The following is a 16,652-nucleotide window of genomic DNA, read 5'->3' on the forward strand; positions in this document are numbered from 1 at the left end:
CGGATTTGCCGATTCCCTGGCGCACCATCCGTCACACCAGTCATCATGTGTGCAACAAGCACCCGGATGCGGGCGAGGTCGTAGGGGAAGACGCACCTCGCTCTCCGGGAGGTCACCGTGCCAACGCGTGGCGTCGTATACGTCCATTCGACCCCGCTCGCCGTGTGCTCACACGTCGAGTGGGCGATCGCGCGCGTCCTTGCCGCGCCGGTCAACCTGCAATGGACGGCCCAGCCCGTCGACCCCGGCGCCCGCCGAGCCGAATGCGGCTGGTCCGGTCGCCCCGGAACGGGCGCCGAGCTGGCTGCTGCCCTCCGGCAGTGGCCCATGATCCGTTTCGAGGTCACCGAGGAACCCAGTCCGGGTGCCGACGGTGAACGCTTCATGCACGTCCCCGGTCGCGGCCTGTTCCGGGCCACCGTGGGCGCGGCCGGTGACATTCAACTCGGCGAGGACCGACTGCGCAGCATCATGGCCTCCGCCCGGGGACCCGAGGCCCTGGCGCACGCCCTGGACCGGGCGCTCGGCACCGCCTGGGACGCCGAACTGGAGCCGTACCGCTACGCCGGAGACGGTGCCCCGGTGACCCTGCTCACCCGGGTCGGCTGAGCCCGGCCCCGACCGCCGGCGGTGCGGAAGTCCGCCGGCGGCCGGTCCTGGCCAGGCCGAGTTGCCCGGTCCCCGGTCACCTGGTGGGATGGGCCGCGTGTCGACTACCCCTCGGCGTGTCGTCGCCGTGCTCCTCGCGGTGACCATGCTGTTCGCGGCCGGCTGCTCCGACCCCGGGCAGGGCCCCGGCGTGGAGGTCCCGCCCGGCTCGACCGAACCGGCGCCCTCGTCCAGCGGGCCGGCGCCGTCGGCGAGCCTGGACCCGGCGGCCCGGGCCGCCGCCCTGGTAGCCGAACTCACCGACGAGGACCTGGTCGGTCAGGTGCTCATGCCCTACGCGTACGGCGACCGGGCCACCAAGGTGTCGGCCGGATCGGCGGCCGGCAACCGGGCCCTGGCCGGGGTGGACACCCCGGCCGAGATGATCGAGAAGTACCGGCTGGGCGGGCTGATCCTGGTCGGCTTCAGCGCGGACGATCCCACCCAGGGCAACCAGCCGACCACCAACGTCGACAACCCGAAGCAGGTCCGGGAGTTGACCACCGGACTGCGCGAGGCCGCCGGCAAGCTGGCCGCCGCCCCGGCACCCCTGCTGATCGGCACCGACCAGGAGTACGGGGTGGTCACCCGGGTCACCGAAGGGGTGACCATGCTGCCCAGCGCCCTGGCCGCCGGGGCCGCCGGTGATCCCGACCTGACCGAGGCGGCCTGGCGGGTCGCCGGCACCGAACTGGCGGCGATGGGGATCAATGTCGACTTCGCGCCGGTCGCCGACGTGCTGGTCACCCGCAGCGCGGTGATCGGGTCCCGGTCCTTCGGCGCGGACCCGCAACGGGCGGCGGCGCAGGTCGGCGGGGCGGTACGCGGACTACAGGCGGCCGGGGTGGCCGCCACCGTCAAGCACTTCCCCGGGCACGGGCACAGCGCGGAGGACTCCCACCGGGACCTGCCCGTGCTGAGCCAGTCCCGCAAGAAGCTGGCGGCGCAGGCGTGGCCCCCCTTCACCGCCGGCATCGAGGCCGGGGCGTTGGCCGTGATGTCCGCCCACCTGGACGTCCGCTCCGTGGACCCCGGGGTGCCGGCGACCTTCTCGCACAAGCTGCTCACCGAGGTGCTGCGCGGGGAACTCGGCTTCCAGGGAGTGGTGATCACCGACGGCATGAACATGCCTCCGGCGCGCCGCTGGGGGCCGGGGGAGGCTGCGGTACGCGCCCTGAAGGCCGGCAACGACCTGATCCTCATGCCACCGAACGTGAGCCAGGCCTACGACGGGCTGCTGGCGGCCCTGCGGGACGGCTCGCTGCCCCGGGCCCGACTGGTCGAGGCCGTCACCCGGGTGTTGACCATGAAGTTCACCCTGTCCGGGGCTCCCGCACCGGAGCTGTCCGCCCTGGCCACCCCGGAGCACCGGGCGGCGGCACGGGCCCTGGCCGCCGCCGCGGTGACCGTGCTGCGCGGCCGGTGCGAGCAGGCCGTGATCCCCGGACCGGTCACGGTGACCTCCTCCGACGGCCGGGCACACACCCGGGCCGCCCTGACCAAGGCGCTGACCGAGGCCGGGGTGCCGGTGGTGCCCAGCGGCGGCACGATCGTCCACCTGGTCGGGTACGGCGACCGGGCCGGGGACCTGCGGGCCGACGCGGCGGTCACGGTCGCCATGGACACCCCGTACGTGCTCGGTCAGGCGAAGTCACCGACCCTGCTGGCCACCTACTCGTCGAGCCGGGCCGCGATGGAGGCCCTGGCCGAGGTGCTCGCCGGCAAGGCCCGACCCCAGGGGCGATCCCCGGTCAAGGTCTCCGGACTACCCGCCACCACCTGCGCCGGCTGACGCCACGATCCGGCCGGGCGCTGCGGTCAGGGGGCTGCGGTCAGCGTGTCGCGGGCCAGCCGGTACGCGGGCAGCACGTCGAGGGGGTCACCGAAGCTCGTGCTGCTGGCCTCCAACAGCACCGTCGCCGCACCGGTCCGGACCGCCAGCGCCCACTCCCGGATGTCCTCGTCGAGCAACTCCCGATGGCTCAGCCAACTAGCCTCGACCACCTCCAGGCCGCCGACCCGGGTCTGGCGGTACTGCGGATCGGTCACCTTCCCGTCGGCAGCGACGAACGCCTCCAACGCCTGCCGGACCGGGAGGTCCGCGTCATCGGCCGTCCACACCCGCAGGAAGCCCGACACGACAGCGCGGCCGTCCACCTCGCAGCGCACGGTCGAGCCGCCGCGTCGGGTCAACGCCTCGGCCACGGCGGCGGCCACCTCGTCGTCGGGGTCGGCGGTCTTGATCTCTTTCGCCCGCCACCCGTCGGCCAGCTCGAAGGTCACCGGCAGCGGACAGGGCGCACCGGCGCCGACCTTTCCGCTCGCCGTGGCCGAGGCCACCTCGTCGTGCCATGGCGCACCCGTCGCGCTGCCGCCGGGCTGCTCGCCGGAGTCGGTCTGCTCACCGCCGCCGCAGCCGGCGAGCAGCCCGATGGCCAGCGCCGCCAGCACGAACCGGGATCGTCCCACGATGTCCACTCCCCGCTGTTGATCTATCGAAGCGCTTAACAAAAGCGAAAGTGTCCGTCGCCGTCAAGTTCGTCAGCGCTTGCGACCGTCGGGGCGGGCCAACACGAAACCCCTGCCGTCGCCATGACGGCGACGGCAGGGGTGACGGTGAGACGGGTCAGACGCGGGTGAAGATCAGCGCCACGTTGTGACCGCCGAAGCCGAACGAGTTGTTCAGCGCCGCCTCGATCGACATCTCCCGGGCCTTGTTGGTGGCCACGTCGAGGTCCAGACCGTCGTCCGGGTCGTCCAGGTTGATCGTCGGGGGCACCAGGCCGTCCCGGATCGACAGGATCGTGGCGATCGACTCCAGCGCACCGGCGGCACCGAGCAGGTGCCCGGACATGGACTTGGTAGCGGTCAGCACCGGGTGGTCGCCGAGCGCCTGGTGCAGGGCCTTGATCTCGGCCAGGTCACCCACCGGGGTCGAGGTGGCGTGCGCGTTGACGTGCACGATGTCCGACTTGGCGACGTCCGCGTCGATGATGGCCTTCTCGATGGCCCGGATCGCTCCGGCACCCTCGGGGTGCGGCTGCACGATGTCGTACCCGTCCGAGGTGATGCCGGAACCGGCCAGCCGGGCGTACACCCGGGCACCCCGGGCGGCGGCATGTTCGGCGCGTTCCAGCACCACGATGCCGGCGCCCTCACCCAGGACGAACCCGTCCCGACCCTTGTCCCACGGCCGGGAGGCCCGCTGCGGCTCGTCGTTGCGGGTGGACATGGCCCGCATCGAGGCGAAACCGGCGATCGGCAGGGGGTGGATCACCGCCTCGGTGCCACCGGCCACCACCACGTCGGCGCGCCCGGCCCGGATCATGTCCAGACCCAGCGCGATCGCCTCCGCGCCGGTGGCGCAGGCACTGGCCACCGAGTGCACCCCCGCCTGGGCCCCGAGTTCCAGCCCCACCCAGGCGGCCGGACCGTTGGGCATCAGCATGGGCACGGTGTGCGGGGAGACCTTGCGCGGGCCGGAGGCCTCCAGGATGTCGTCCTGGGCCAGCAGGGTGACCGCCCCACCGATGCCGGAGCCGATGCTGACCCCCACCCGTTCCGGGTCGGGCGCGGAGTCGGCCAGGCCGGCGTCGGCCCAGGCCTGATGGGCGGCGATCAGGGCGATCGCCTCGGAACGGTCCAGCCGACGCAGTTTCACCCGGTCCAGCACGGTGGCCGGATCGACCGCGAGCTGGGCGGCGATCCGGACCGGCAACTGCTCGGCCCACTCCTGGGTGAGGGCACTCACCCCGGAGTGGCCGTTGAGCATGGCGTCCCAGGTCGACGCGACGTCCCCGCCCAGCGGGGTGGTCGCGCCTAGCCCGGTGACGACGACGTCGGAACGACTCATGATCAGGACTGCGCCTCGATGTAGCTGACGGCGTCCCCGACCGTCTTGAGGTTCTGCACCTCGTTGTCCGGAATCTTGACGCCGAACTTCTCCTCGGCGGCGACCACGACCTCCACCATGGAGAGCGAGTCGACGTCCAGGTCGTCAGTGAAGGACTTCCCCTCGGCCACGTCGTCCGGGCTCACCCCGGCAACCTCTTCGAGGATCTCGGCGAGGCCGGCGGTGATCTCGTCACGGGTCATTGCGGTGGGTTCCTCTCATCGGGTTCTCCTCGGCGGCGGCGACGCCGCCGCCTAGCTCCTCGGCGACGACGCGCCGAGGTGGTATCAAGGGCAGCGGACGACCTGACCGGCGTAGGTCAGACCGCCGCCGAAGCCGAACAGCAACACCGGCGCGCCGGAGGGCACTTCACGGCGCTCGACCAGCTTGGACAGGGCCAGCGGAATGCTGGCCGCCGAGGTGTTGCCGGACTCGACGAGATCCTTGGCGATGATCGCCTGCGGGATGTTCAACCGCTTGGCGATGCCGTCGATGATCCGGGTGTTGGCCTGGTGGGGCACGAAAGCGGCCAGCTCCGAGGGGTCGACCCCGGCCCGCTCACAGGCCTGCCGGGCCAGCGGCGCCAACGCCGTGGTGGCCCAGCGGAAGACGGTCTGGCCCTCCTGGGCGATGTACGGGCGCCAGCCCTCGATGCGTACCGCCTCACCGCGCTCGGGCACCGAACCCCAGACCACCGGGCCCACCCCCGGCGCCTCGCCCTCCGCGGTGGCGGTGACCACCGCGGCGCCCGCGCCGTCACCGAAGATGATGCAGGTGGAGCGGTCCGTCCAGTCGATGAACTCGGAGAGCTTCTCGGCCCCGATCACGATGGCGTTGCGGCTGGCACCGGCCCGGATTGCATGATCGACCGTGCCGAGGGCGTACGAGAAACCGGAGCAGGCGGTGTTGAGGTCGAAGGCCCCCGGGGCCTGGATGCCCAGCTTGGCGGCGACCCGGCAGGCCACGTTCGGGCTGCGGTCGACCGAGGTGCAGGTGGCGACCACGACCAGATCGATGTCGGCGGCGGTCAGGCCGGAGTTCGCCAGCGCCTTGTCGGCGGCGGCGGCGGCCATGTCGGCGACCGTCTCGTCACCGGCGATGCGCCGACTGGCGATGCCGACCCGGTCGCGGATCCACTCGTCGTTGGTCTCCACCAGTTGGGCGAGGTCGTCGTTGGTCACCACCTGGGACGGCTGGTAGTGACCCATTGAGATGATCCTGCTGCCGCTCATGCCGAACCCTCCGTGTGGTCGGTCTCGTCGCGAGACCCGTTCTGGCTGGCGGTCGTGCCATGCCGGGCGATCAGGTCCCGGGCGGCGGGCAGGTCGTCCGGAGTGTTCAGGGTGACGATCTCCGGGAGGCCGGTGGCCTTGAGTTCCCGTTTGACCATGCCGGCGAGGGTGCCGGCGGGGGGCAGTTCGATCACCGCGGTCACCCCCAGGTCGGCGAGGGTGGCCGTGCACAGGTCCCAGCGCACCGGGGCGGTGACCTGGCGGACCAGCCGTTGCAGGACCTCGCGGCCGTCGCGGACCGGACCGCCGTCGAGGTTGGACAACAGGATCCGGGCCGGGTCGTTCGGGGTGATCTCCTCCGCGACCGAGGTCAGCGCGGCCTCCGCCGGCGCCATGAACGGGGTGTGGAAGGCGCCGGCCACCTTGAGGCGGATGATCCGGGCCCGGGCCGGCGGCTCGGCGGCCAGCTTGTCCAACCCGGCGACCGAGCCGGCGGCCACGATCTGACCGGCGCCGTTGCGGTTGGCCGGGTACAGGCCGTGTCCGTCGATCGCGGCGATCACCTCGTCCGGGTCGCCACCGAGCACGGCGGCCATCCCGGTCGGCTCCAGGGCGCAGGCCGCGGCCATCTCCCGGCCGCGTACCCCGGCCAGGGTGATCGCCGCCTGGGTCGGCAGGGTGCCGGCCAGCGCGGCGGCGGCGAGTTCCCCGACGCTGTGCCCGGCGGTCAGGGCCACCTCCGACAGCGGCAGGTGCTCGGCGGCCAGCAGCGCGGCGGCCACCAGCAGCGGCTGGGTGCGGGCGGTGTCGAGGATCTCGTCGGCGTCGGCCTCGGTGCCCAGCCACACCAGATCCACCCCGGCCAGTGTCGACCACTCCCGCAGCCGGGCCTCGGCGCCGGGCAGGTCGATCCAGGGGGTGAGGAAGCCGGGTTTCTGAGAACCCTGGCCGGGGCAGAGTACGGCTAGCACGTGTATGACTCTCCCGGATCGCCACTCGTAACGCTGTGTCGACTGACACCAAACCGCACTAGGACCTTTGGAGGAATCCTACAAAGGTTGGTGGTTGTCGTCGCTAGCCTGTGATCTTTTACCGGCGGCCGGGGGCATTGTCTGGGTGGGTACCACCGGGTCCAGCCGACCCACCGTCAGCGCCACCCGCAGGGCGAAGGCGTCCCGGGAGATCAGCGGGCTGAACCCGGTGACATCGGAGATCCGCCGCAGCCGGTAGCGCACCGTGTTCGGGTGCACGTACAGCGACCGGGCGGCGCTCTCCAGGGTGCCGCCCGCCGCGAAGAAGGCGTCCAGGGTCTCCAGCAGCTCACCGCCGGCCCGTACCAGGGTCGCGTACACGTCGTGGCGCAGCCGCCGACGGGCCTCCGCATCACCGGCCAGAGCCCGCTCCGGCAGCAGGTCACCGGCGTGCACCGGGCGGGGAGCGGCCGGCCAGGCCGGGGCCGCGCGGTAACCGGCCAGAGCCGCCCGCGCCGACTCGGTGGCCTCGTCCAGGCTAGGTACCGCCGGACCCACCACCACCGGTCCCGGGCCGAAGGCGGTCAGCAGCTTGGCGGTGGCCGCCACCGGTTCGGCCGCGCCGCCGAGCACGATCACCAGCCGGTCGCCGTGCACCCCGCCGATCACCTCCACCCCGATGCGCCGCGCCTGGCGGTAGACGGTGTGCAGCACGGCGGCCACCTCTCCGCCGGGGGAGGTGCCGACCGCCACCGCCACCGGTGGCGCGTCCGTCCAGCCGAGGGCGGCGGCGCGACTGGCCAGCACGTCCGGGGAGTCACCACGCAACAGGGCGTCCACCAGCAGGGCCTGCAACCGGGCGTCCCAGGAGCCACGGGATTCCGCCGCCCGCGCGTACACCCGGGCGGCGGCGAAGGCGATCTCCCGGGAGAAGCGCAGCACCGCCTCCCGTAGCTGCGGCTCCTCACCCGGGGCGGCGAGCTCGCTGACCTGCTCCTCGACCACGTCGATGGTGACCTTGATCAGGGCCACGGTCTGCTGGAGGGTGATCGAGCGGGCCAGCGCCTGCGGGGCGGTGGCGAACACCTCGTCGGAGACCTCCTGGGTGCCCTCCCCGGCACCGGCGCCCGAGCAGAGCCACTGCACCAGGGAGCGGACGCCGGCCTGGGCCACCAACATCACCCAGGAGCGCTGGTCGGCCGGCAACGCCCGGAACCAGGGCAGGGTCTCGTCCATCCGGGCCACGCTGGCGGTGGCCAGGGAGCCGGCCGCCCGCTCGATCCGGCGCAGTGTGGCCGACAGCTCCATCCCGCCCGATTCGCTCACCCGCCTAGCCTGACATGTCCTGAACTGGCCCTCTACGGCAGCCGCCGGCAGGCGTCCCGGCTGGTCAACCCGGTACGCGGTGCGTGGGCGGTCGGTATCGGCCAGTACGGTGTCAGGACACGTCGGGTGGGCACCGGCGTGCGGGCGAGAGGTGAGGAGAAGCCGATGGCGCAGGGGGACGCCGAACACGGCTGCGCTCAGGAGGAGCCGAGTCGACCGGGCACTCACGAACAGCCGATGACCGGCAAGCATCACCATCACCGCCGACCGACCGGTCTCACCCCGGCGGCCGAGCCGCACGCCGGCTGGACCCCGGAGCGCGGTGACGAGGAGCCGGGTGCCGTACGACCCGGCCCGGCCGAGCCGGTGGTGCCCCGGCAACGGGCCGCCGAACCGCCGGTCGAGCCGGTCGAGCCGACCGTTGCCGGGTGCCTCAGCGAGCGGCCGGGCTGGGCCGGCGCCCACCGGCACGCCCCGGTACGCCCGGCCCGCCGCACCACCCGACGGGAACGCCCGCCCCGACGCTGGTGCTGATCACCTGGACGCTGCGGTCAGCGGGTGCGGCGGCGGACCAGCAGGGCGATGCCGGCCAGGCCGAAGGTGATCACGAGGACCACGGCGACGTTGAGCAGCAGGAGGCGGCGCAGATCGCCGAAGGCCTCGTTGAGGTCCTGCGCCGGGTTCAGGGCCTCCTCCGGGATGATCCGTTCGCCCCCGCCGATGCCCCCGCTGACCGACTCGAACGTGCGCTCCAGCGGCACCCCGACGGTGCGCAGGGTCTCGGACATGCTGACCCGTCCGAGGAACCAGGCCGCGGTGGTCTTGCGGGAGTCCGGCTGCTTGGCCGGACGGAAGACCCGGGGCCCGCCGACCGCCTTCGGGTAGAGGTCGTAGGTCTGCTTGGGCACGTCACCGGCCAGCACCACGACGGTGTACTTCGGACCCAGGGTGGCCTTCTTGGGGCTGCCCGACTGGCGTACCAACGCCCGGGGGCTCACCTGGTCGACGATGGCCTTGACCTGGTCGGGCTGTTGCTCGGCGCGCAGTCGCAACGGTTCGGCGAGACCGTCCCCGGTGATGTCCACCCCGGCCGGCGGCGACTTCGGTGCCGCCGGAGCCGGCTGTGCGACCGTGAGGGACAGCAGAAGCGCCGCCAACCCACCCACCGTCAGTACGGCCAGTCGCCTCATCCGTCGGACCATGCCGCCTCCTCGCCCCGTTCGATGGGTGGCTCCGCTGCAGGGGTCACTCGCCGGAAGCCGGCGGTGGTGACCGTGCCCGCAGGACGGGTACCCACCTAAAGACTCCGCCGAACGTCGATCGGTTGCAGCCGGTGGAACACTTATTTGGACTATCTGCGATCTCGACTCGGCATGGTAGCGGCCGTGGAGCAGTGGGCGGATTTACCGGTGCCGTGGCCGGTGATGCAGGCAGGATAACCCGTCCCGGCAACCCGGGGGGTGCCGGTGCCGGCTAGACCAGGCGCAACCGGGCGGCCCGCAACCGGGTCAGGGTGCGCTCGGCGCCCAGCACCTCAAGGGACTCGAACAGCGGCAGACCGACCGTGCGACCGGTGACGGCCACCCGTACCGGCGCCTGGGCTTTGCCCAGCTTGAGGCCGCGTTCCGCACCGACGGCCTCCAAGGTGGCCTTGAGGGTTTCCGCGTCCCAGGAGTCGACCGCCTCGAAGGCCGCGATGCTCGCCTCCAGCAACTCCGCGGAGCCCTCCTTCATGGCCTTCGTCCAGGCCGCCTCGTCGATCATCGGGGTGGCCAGGAACAGGAAATCGACATTCGGCACGATCTCGCTGAGCACCGCGATCCGGGTCTGGGCCAGGGGGGCCACCGCGGCGAAGACGGCCGGGTCGAACTCCTCGGGCTGCCAGGGCGGCGGCGCGATCGTGCCGGTGCCGGTCAGCCACGGCCGGCAGGCCTCGATGAACTCCTCGACCGGCAGCGCCCGAATGTACTCGCCGTTGAAGGCGCGCAGCTTCTTCTCGTCGAAGAAGGCCGGTGAGGGGTTCACCTCCGACAGGCGGAACTCCTCCTCGATCACCGACCAGGGCACGATCTCCCGGTCCCCGGAGGGGGCCCAACCCAGCAGCATCAGGTAGTTGCGCATCGCGGCGGCGAGGTAGCCCTCGTCCCGGTACGCCTCCAGGGCCACCTTGTCGCGGCGCTTGGACAGCTTCTGCCGCTTCTCGTTGACCACCACCGGGACGTGCGCCCAGATCGGCGGCTTGACCCCGAGGGCATCCCAGAGCAGCTGCTGCTTGGGGGTGTTGGGCAGGTGCTCCTCGGCCCGGATCACATGGGTGATCCCCATGGTCATGTCGTCGACGACATTGGCCAGCAGGAAGACCGGCGAGCCGTCACCACGGGCGATGACGAAGTCCTCGATGAGCTTGTTCTCGAAGGTCGGCTCGCCCCGGATCAGGTCGACCACCACGGTCGTGCCCTCGTCCGGGGTGCGGAACCGCAGGGCCCGGCCCTCACCCGGCCCCAGGTCCCGGTCGCGGCAGTAGCCGTCGTAGCCGGTGTACTGGTTGCCGGTGCGGGCCTGCACCGCGTCCCGGGTGCAGTCGCAGTAGTACGCCCGGCCGGACTCGTACAGCCGGGCGGCGGCGGCGCGGTGCTCCTGCGCGTACGCGGACTGGAAGTAGGGGCCCTCGTAGCTGCCCCGGGAGATGCCGATCCAGTCCAGGGCCGACAGGATGCCCTCGGTCCACTCGGGCTTGTTGCGGGCCGCGTCGGTGTCCTCGATGCGCAGCACGAACACCCCGCCCTGCTGCTTGGCGTAGATCCAGTTCTGCAGTGCCGAGCGGGCACCGCCGACGTGGAACATACCGGTCGGGGATGGGGCGAAGCGCACACGTACCGTCACGACGACAGCCTACCGTCAGGGCACCGAGCGGATCTTCAGCACCAGCACGCTGCCGAGGACGGTCACCGCGGCCGTGATCGCGTACAGGGCCGGGTAGCCGCCCAGATAGACCACGATCGGGGCGGAGATGGCCGGTCCGAGCACCTGGGGTGCGGAGTTGGCGATGTTGACCACCCCCAGGTCCTTGGCCCGGTCGGCGGCCTTCGGCAACACCTGGGTGATCAGGGCGGCGTCGACCGACAGGTACACGCCGTAACCGGCACCGAGCAGGGGGGCGGCGGCCAGGGCCATCGGCCAGGTGGGCATGGCGGCCAGCAGCAGCGCCGCCACCGCCATCACCATCCCGGCGGCGATCACGAAGACCTTCCGTTTGCCGGAGCGGTCCGACAGCCGCCCGGCGATCACCGTGGTGGCCATCAGCCCGGCGGTGTAGAGCAGGATCAGGATCAGCAGGCCGCCGTCGGGATCGGCCAGCCGCACCTTGTCGGTGAGGAAGTACAGCAGGTAGAGGGTGCCCAGGGCGTTGCCGAGCTGCACCAGGAACCGGGTGATCCAGGCCCAACCGAAGTCGGGATGCTGGCGCGGCGAGACCCACATGCCGGCCAGCAGCCCTCGCAACGTCGGTCGGTGCGTACGCGGGAGGGGATCGTCCGTGGTGCGCAGGGTGAACGGCACCGCGAGCAGCACCACGGCGGCGGCGATCGCCAGATAGCCGGCGGCGTTGCCGGTGACCACGGCGGTGACCAGCACCACCCCGAGCACCAACCCGAGGGCCTGGGGGATGCCTACCCAGCCGGAGACCCCGCCCCGCTGGGCCACCGGCACCCGATCCGGTACGGCGGCGGTCAGGCTGGCCAGCATCGCGTTGAAGCAGGTCTGCGCGGCGATCCAGCCGACGACCACGCCGAGCATGGTCTGCGCCTGGGCGAGCAGCACCAGGGACAACGCCCCGAGCAGGGCACCGCCGAGGGTCCAGACGTGTCGGCGACCGTACTCCCGGCGGCCGATCCGCAGGCAGGTCCGGTCCGACAGGGCTCCGGCCAGCGGGTTGACCAGCACCGCGGCCAGCGCACCCAGCCCGGTGACCACCGCCAGCATGGTCTCCTTGTCGGTCGGCGTGATCTGCTCGATCTGCTGGGGCAGCAACACCTGGATGGGGGTGAAGAAGGCCATCCAGACGCCGAGGTTCGCGGCGAACAGCAGGGCGGTCCAGCCCCGCCGTACCGGCACGGTCGGCTCCGCCAGGGCGGCCGGCAGCGAGGCCGGGGTGGGGTCGATGGTGGTCACCGGGCGGGGGTCCGCTCGGCGGCCGCGATCACCTCACGCAGCCAGGCGTACGAGGACTTCGGGGTACGCCGCTGGGTGGGGTAGTCGACATGCACCAGACCGAAGCGTTTGGTGAAACCCTCGGCCCACTCCCAGTTGTCCAGCAGGGACCAGACGAAGTAGCCGGTGACCTCTACCCCGTCGTCGATCGCGGCGCGTACCGCCCGCAGGTGGGAGTCCAGGTAGGCGATCCGGTCCGGGTCGTGCACCCGCCCGTCGGCGTCGGGCAGGTCGTCGTAGGCGCAGCCGTTCTCGGTGATCTGGATCGGGGGCAGGTCGGCGCCGTAGCGACCGTGCAGCCAGCCGAGCAGTTCGCGCAGCCCTTCCGGGGCCACCGGCCAGTCGAAGGCGGTACGCGGGTAGCCCTGAAGCGGCACCAGGTCGAAGGGCAGGGGTGATCCCGGCTCGGCTGCCCGTACCGCCGTGGGGTTGTAGTAGTTGACCCCCAGCACGTCCAGGGGGGCGGCGATCACCGTCAGGTCCCCGTCGCGGACCGCGCTCTGGTCGAAGCCCAGTTCGGTCGGGTATCCGCGCCCGAGCAGGGGATCAGTGAACAGCCGGTTGTGCAGGGCCTCGTAGGCGGCCACGGCGGCCAGGTCGGCCGGGGTGTCACCGGCGGGGCGTACCGGGGAGTAGTTGTTGGCGATGGCGACCGGGGCGGTGGTCCGGGCGCGCAGGGCGGCTACTGCCAGACCGTGGCCGAGCAGTTGGTGGTGGGCCACCGGAAAGGCGTCGAAGAGCAGGGCCCGGCCGGGCGCGTGCTCGCCCGTGCCGTAGCCCAGGCTCATGTGGATGAAGGGCTCGTTCAGGGTGATCCAGAGTCTGACCCGGTCGCCCAGACGCTCGGCCACCAGGTCGGCGTACTCGGCGAAGCGGTGGGCGGTGTCCCGGTTCAGCCACCCGCCGGTGTCCTCCAGGGCCTGCGGCAGGTCCCAGTGGAACAGGGTGGCTACCGGGTCGATGCCCCGGTCGAGCAGCCCGTCGACCAGCCGCTCGTAGAGGTCCAGTCCAGCGGGGTTGACCGCGCCGCTGCCGGTGGGCTGCACCCGGGGCCAGGCCACCGAGAACCGGTACGCGCTCACCCCCAGCTCGGCCATCAGGGCGATGTCCTCGGGGTACCGGTGGTAGTGGTCGCAGGCGATCTCGCCGCTGCTGCCGTCGGCGATCCGTCCCGGGGTGTCCGCGAAGGTGTCCCAGATGGAGGGTCCGCGTCCGTCCGTGCCGGCGGCGCCCTCGATCTGGTACGCCGATGTGGAGACCCCCCAGCGGAAGCCGGTGGGGAAGCTGGGCATAGCTGCGGTCGACATGCGCCCTCCCGGAGAAACGCGAAACGTGTTCGGCACTCTAGGGCTCGACGGGGCGCGGGTCTATAGGTCGACGTGCATGGGAAAGCAATACCTTTCGGCGTGTCTTTTGCGAACACGTCCGCATACGTCCGATTTGACGCATAGAGTGCCGATATCGTGGGATGTCCTCACTGGAGGAAGACGGATAATGATCCTCGTGGAACGCAGCGCGCACGTGGCGGCGCCGGTCGAAGCGGTCTGGGATGTGGTGCAGCGGGCCGAGCAGTTGCCCGCCTGGTTGGCCGGGGTCCGGGCGGCCGAGGTCCTCTCCGGAGAGGGCTTCGGGCGGCGGCAGTTGGTCCAGGCCGGCCGGGGTGCCGCGCATGAGGCCGAGGTGATCGCCTACCAGGAACCGACCCTGATCGGCTGGCGAGAACGCGCGAAGGGCGCCGGTGCCCGAGCGGAGGCGCGCACCGAGATATACGTCCAGCTCACCGCAGACGAGGAGGCGGGCGGCACCATCGTGCGGCTGATCGTCGTACGCTGGCCGGCCGGTCCGGTCAAAGCCGCCCTGCTGCGCCTCGGCCTGCGTCGGGTCGGCGCCGACCTGGAGGACTCGCTGGCCCGGCTGACCGACCTGGCCGCCGTCGGCTGACCGGCCACGTCCTGGCGTCACCCGCGACGGTGGCGGCCCCGGTGTCCCTGCCAGGTGCACCCGGGCCGCCACCGCTTTGCGGCCGGTACTCACACGACCACGGTGAAGGCGGCTACCCGTACCTCGTCGAGATGTCGGAACTCGAAGAACAGCCGGTAGGTGCCCGCCGAGGGCACGGTGATCCCGAAGGCCACCACCGAGCTGGGTTGGCTGGCCGCCGCCGGGTGCACATGCAGGTACGCCAGGTCCCCCTGGCGCAGCGCCACCAGATGCCCGTACGCCCCCAGGTGCAGTTGCAGGTCGTTGACCGGCTGCCCGTCACGGCCCAGCCAGACCAGCACCTGGTTGGACTCGCCGGCCCGCAGGCCCCCGTCCAGGGTGATGGTGTAGCCGTCCACCAGCACGGTCTCCTCGGGCAGGGGAAGCTCCTCGGCGGCGTACCGACCGGGAACCGGCAGGTCGATGCCGAGGGTGGTGCCCGCCGCCGCCCCGACCGGCCAGAAGTCGGCGATCGCCCGTAACGGGCCGGGGGCGGCCGGGGTGACCGCTACCCGCCAGGTGCCGTCCGGCGACATCTCCGGATGCACGTGCTGATATCCGCCGAGGTCCCGGCCGACCAGGATCAGGTGCAGCGGCCGGTCGTGGACCACCTGGAAGTCGGTGAGCGCACCACCTGCCGAGTCGGTGATCCGGAAGACCAGCTCACCCGGCTTGCCGGCGCGCAGCTCCGCCTGGTCCACGGTCAGGGTCCAGCCGTCCCGGGAGACCTCCAGCCCGCCGGGCCCATGATCAGCGTGGGCCAGGGCCCCGGCCGCCGCCGGCCGGGCCGGCCCGGTAGTACCGCCGGCCCGGCCCGCGAAGAAGCCGACCGCCAGGGTCAGGCCCAGCACCAGGACGGCGGCGGCGTACCGGCCGACCCGGCCCCCCGGTGCCTCCCCGGGACCGGGGCGCCCCGGCTGGGGCGCCCCGTCCACGATCTCGGCCAGGGTCGCCGACCGCTGATCGGTCGTGGTCACGACAACCGGGGCTGCAACACGAACAGCCCCTGCTCGATGCCGCTGACCACCACGATGCCGCTGGGGAAGTAGGGGTACACGCTCCACGCGCCGTTCATCGACGCGCTGTTGCTCGACGGGTAGATGTCGAAGTAACCCGCCTCGGTGGCCCGGCCGCTGGACACGTTAGCCAGGTCCAGGATGCGCAATCCGGCCCGGTAGTTGGCCTGGTAGCTGTACCTGCCCTTGACGTACTGGTTGTGGTCGGTGGCGGAGACCCCGCTGGGCGCGCTGTAGGTGCCGATGTGCCGGGGGGCGTCCAGGTCGGCCAGGTCCCAGATGTAGGTCTGGGTGGTCACCCCGCGCCGGGACTCGTCCAACTCGTCGTCGAGCAGGAAGTACCGCTGGTCCTCGGTGAACCAGCCCTGATGGGTGTACGCCCGACCGGTGTAGCCGATGCGGGCCAGCTGCCGGGGAGCGGACTTGCTGGTCACGTCGACGACGGTCACCGTGTCCTCGTTGGAGCTGACACAGATCTCCCGACCGGTGTACGCGGTGTCCGGCCCCCGGTAGACGACACACTGGGTGTCGTGGGTGTAGCCGTCGTTGCTGACGCAGCCCGCCGAGACCGGGGACTTCGGGGTCCGGATGTCGACCATGTGCAGGCCGCCGCTGCAGGTGTTGGTGCCCACCGCGTACGCGTATCCGGTCTGCTCGTTGATCGCGATGTTGTGGGAGTTGCCGAAGCGGCTGTAGTGGACGTCCGCCGTCCAGGTCTGCGGGCTCGTCACCCCCCGGAGCCGGGTCAGGTCGAAGACCTGCATGCCGTGCCCGGAGACGTCCGCCACCACGTACGCGTGGTCGCGGTAGACCTTGATGTCCCGCCACACCGCGGTGCGATTCTGGTACGCGGGCAGGTTGCCCAGGTAGACCGGGGCGCTCGGGTTGGACACGTCCACGAAGGAGGTGCCGTTGCGCCGGCCGACCAGCGCGTACTCCTTGCGGGTCTGTGGGTCCGTCCAGCCCCAGATGTCGTTCGCCTGGCTGCCGCCGATGTTGGCCAGCGGCATGAAGGACAGCAGGTCCACGTTGCGGCAGGGGTAGCCCGCCGCCTGACCGTTGGTGCAGGCGGTCGCCGCGGCGGCGACCATCTGCTGGGTGGGTTCACGCTGGGCCATGAACTCCTGAGCCGAGGCCCGCCCCGCGGGGGTAGCGGGATCATGGGCTACCGAGGGTGAGCCCGGCCCCACCATCGACACCACCAGGGCGCCGACGGCCAGAGCCAGGCCGATCCGGACACTTCGCATGTGCACTCCCTCCCGTCGCGCCGAGGCGTCGGTGGCGTCCGGGCCGACGGTGAGACGGCGCGACGGAATGTCCACCGGACCGACCCCTGCCCAAGGAGAGCAACGCCTATCGATGAGTCTGAATCACCCGT

At 71.8% G+C, this 16,652-nt stretch carries 15 protein-coding genes and 1 pseudogene; 4 read left to right on the forward strand and 12 right to left on the reverse strand.

The annotated features are described in order from the left end of the window. Positions 1 to 117: 117 nt before the first annotated feature. Together ACGFIK_RS25235 and ACGFIK_RS25240 are read left to right on the forward strand one after the other, a co-directional pair. Positions 118 to 609: a DUF3145 domain-containing protein gene (locus ACGFIK_RS25235; protein ID WP_327024631.1), complete on the forward strand. Its 492-nt coding sequence runs from the start codon at positions 118 to 120 to the stop codon at positions 607 to 609. An 88-nt stretch (positions 610 to 697) separates the two neighbouring features. After that, on the forward strand, positions 698 to 2,440 hold the full coding sequence (locus tag ACGFIK_RS25240; protein WP_327024632.1) for a glycoside hydrolase family 3 N-terminal domain-containing protein: 1,743 nt from the start codon (positions 698 to 700) through the stop codon (positions 2,438 to 2,440). Between the two features lie 26 nt (positions 2,441 to 2,466). On the opposite strand, the gene ACGFIK_RS25245 is transcribed toward ACGFIK_RS25240, so the two are convergent. The 6 genes and pseudogenes from ACGFIK_RS25245 to ACGFIK_RS25270 all read right to left on the reverse strand — a co-directional run bounded on the left by ACGFIK_RS25245 (position 2,467) and on the right by ACGFIK_RS25270 (position 8,051). Continuing rightward, positions 2,467 to 3,117: a lipoprotein gene (locus tag ACGFIK_RS25245; protein ID WP_327024633.1), complete on the reverse strand. Its 651-nt coding sequence runs from the start codon at positions 3,115 to 3,117 to the stop codon at positions 2,467 to 2,469. Positions 3,118 to 3,274: 157 nt separating this feature from the next. Next, complete coding sequence (gene fabF, locus ACGFIK_RS25250; protein ID WP_327024634.1) at positions 3,275 to 4,501, reverse strand: beta-ketoacyl-ACP synthase II; 1,227 nt, start codon at positions 4,499 to 4,501, stop codon at positions 3,275 to 3,277. A gap of 2 nt (positions 4,502 to 4,503) precedes the next feature. Further along, positions 4,504 to 4,743 carry an acyl carrier protein gene (locus ACGFIK_RS25255; RefSeq protein ID WP_013735281.1) on the reverse strand — a complete coding sequence of 80 codons (240 nt, stop codon included), beginning with the start codon at positions 4,741 to 4,743 and terminating at the stop codon, positions 4,504 to 4,506. An 84-nt stretch (positions 4,744 to 4,827) separates the two neighbouring features. After that, positions 4,828 to 5,772, reverse strand: coding sequence for a beta-ketoacyl-ACP synthase III (locus ACGFIK_RS25260; RefSeq protein ID WP_327024635.1), 945 nt, complete (start codon positions 5,770 to 5,772; stop codon positions 4,828 to 4,830). Between the two features lie 47 nt (positions 5,773 to 5,819). After that, a pseudogene (locus tag ACGFIK_RS25265) lies at positions 5,820 to 6,743 on the reverse strand (ACP S-malonyltransferase); the annotation flags it as partial. A gap of 78 nt (positions 6,744 to 6,821) precedes the next feature. Next, positions 6,822 to 8,051: a helix-turn-helix domain-containing protein gene (locus ACGFIK_RS25270; RefSeq protein WP_327027018.1), complete on the reverse strand. Its 1,230-nt coding sequence runs from the start codon at positions 8,049 to 8,051 to the stop codon at positions 6,822 to 6,824. Between the two features lie 183 nt (positions 8,052 to 8,234). Between ACGFIK_RS25270 and ACGFIK_RS25275 the strand changes: the two genes are divergently transcribed. Continuing rightward, the gene (locus tag ACGFIK_RS25275) at positions 8,235 to 8,603 is read left to right on the forward strand and encodes a hypothetical protein (protein ID WP_327024637.1); all 369 of its coding nucleotides are present in this window, start codon (positions 8,235 to 8,237) and stop codon (positions 8,601 to 8,603) included. A gap of 17 nt (positions 8,604 to 8,620) precedes the next feature. Here the strand turns inward: ACGFIK_RS25275 and ACGFIK_RS25280 are convergent, their stop codons facing one another. The 4 genes from ACGFIK_RS25280 to ACGFIK_RS25295 form a co-directional block, all read right to left on the reverse strand. Beyond that, positions 8,621 to 9,271: a hypothetical protein gene (locus tag ACGFIK_RS25280; protein WP_327024638.1), complete on the reverse strand. Its 651-nt coding sequence runs from the start codon at positions 9,269 to 9,271 to the stop codon at positions 8,621 to 8,623. A gap of 271 nt (positions 9,272 to 9,542) precedes the next feature. Further along, entirely contained in the window at positions 9,543 to 10,952 is a 1,410-nt protein-coding gene (gene gltX / locus ACGFIK_RS25285; protein ID WP_393341627.1) for a glutamate--tRNA ligase, read from the reverse strand. Between the two features lie 15 nt (positions 10,953 to 10,967). Continuing rightward, positions 10,968 to 12,239 (reverse strand): MFS transporter, encoded by a 1,272-nt coding sequence (locus ACGFIK_RS25290; RefSeq protein ID WP_327024641.1) that lies wholly within the window; start codon positions 12,237 to 12,239, stop codon positions 10,968 to 10,970. After that, positions 12,236 to 13,585, reverse strand: coding sequence for a GH1 family beta-glucosidase (locus ACGFIK_RS25295; protein ID WP_327024642.1), 1,350 nt, complete (start codon positions 13,583 to 13,585; stop codon positions 12,236 to 12,238). Before ACGFIK_RS25295 ends, ACGFIK_RS25290 begins: the two co-directional genes overlap by 4 nt. Before the next feature lie 187 nt (positions 13,586 to 13,772). Here ACGFIK_RS25295 and ACGFIK_RS25300 point away from each other — a divergent pair, with 187 nt between their 5' ends. Then, a complete protein-coding gene (locus tag ACGFIK_RS25300) occupies positions 13,773 to 14,219 on the forward strand; it encodes an SRPBCC family protein (protein WP_327024643.1) in 447 nt (148 codons plus the stop codon). 89 nt (positions 14,220 to 14,308) lie between these two features. On the opposite strand, the gene ACGFIK_RS25305 is transcribed toward ACGFIK_RS25300, so the two are convergent. Both ACGFIK_RS25305 and ACGFIK_RS25310 read right to left on the reverse strand, forming a co-directional pair. Beyond that, entirely contained in the window at positions 14,309 to 15,235 is a 927-nt protein-coding gene (locus ACGFIK_RS25305) for a hypothetical protein (protein WP_327024644.1), read from the reverse strand. Continuing rightward, entirely contained in the window at positions 15,232 to 16,521 is a 1,290-nt protein-coding gene (locus ACGFIK_RS25310; protein WP_327024645.1) for a choice-of-anchor B family protein, read from the reverse strand. The genes ACGFIK_RS25305 and ACGFIK_RS25310 overlap by 4 nt, the downstream gene beginning before the upstream one ends. Positions 16,522 to 16,652 lie beyond the last annotated feature (131 nt).

The sequence above is a fragment of the Micromonospora sp. NPDC048871 genome (genome assembly GCF_043198155.1).
GTDB lineage: Bacteria > Actinomycetota > Actinomycetes > Mycobacteriales > Micromonosporaceae > Micromonospora.

Coding starts and splice junctions, on each gene's coding strand:
- ACGFIK_RS25260 (WP_327024635.1), bottom strand. CDS start 5,772: ATGAGCGGCAGCAGGATCATCTCAATGGGTCACTACCAGCCGTCCCAG.
- ACGFIK_RS25275 (WP_327024637.1), top strand. CDS start 8,235: ATGGCGCAGGGGGACGCCGAACACGGCTGCGCTCAGGAGGAGCCGAGT.
- ACGFIK_RS25300 (WP_327024643.1), top strand. CDS start 13,773: ATGATCCTCGTGGAACGCAGCGCGCACGTGGCGGCGCCGGTCGAAGCG.
- ACGFIK_RS25270 (WP_327027018.1), bottom strand. CDS start 8,051: ATGGAGCTGTCGGCCACACTGCGCCGGATCGAGCGGGCGGCCGGCTCC.
- ACGFIK_RS25255 (WP_013735281.1), bottom strand. CDS start 4,743: ATGACCCGTGACGAGATCACCGCCGGCCTCGCCGAGATCCTCGAAGAG.
- ACGFIK_RS25295 (WP_327024642.1), bottom strand. CDS start 13,585: ATGTCGACCGCAGCTATGCCCAGCTTCCCCACCGGCTTCCGCTGGGGG.
- ACGFIK_RS25280 (WP_327024638.1), bottom strand. CDS start 9,271: ATGGTCCGACGGATGAGGCGACTGGCCGTACTGACGGTGGGTGGGTTG.
- ACGFIK_RS25310 (WP_327024645.1), bottom strand. CDS start 16,521: ATGCGAAGTGTCCGGATCGGCCTGGCTCTGGCCGTCGGCGCCCTGGTG.
- ACGFIK_RS25240 (WP_327024632.1), top strand. CDS start 698: ATGGGCCGCGTGTCGACTACCCCTCGGCGTGTCGTCGCCGTGCTCCTC.
- fabF (WP_327024634.1), bottom strand. CDS start 4,501: ATGAGTCGTTCCGACGTCGTCGTCACCGGGCTAGGCGCGACCACCCCG.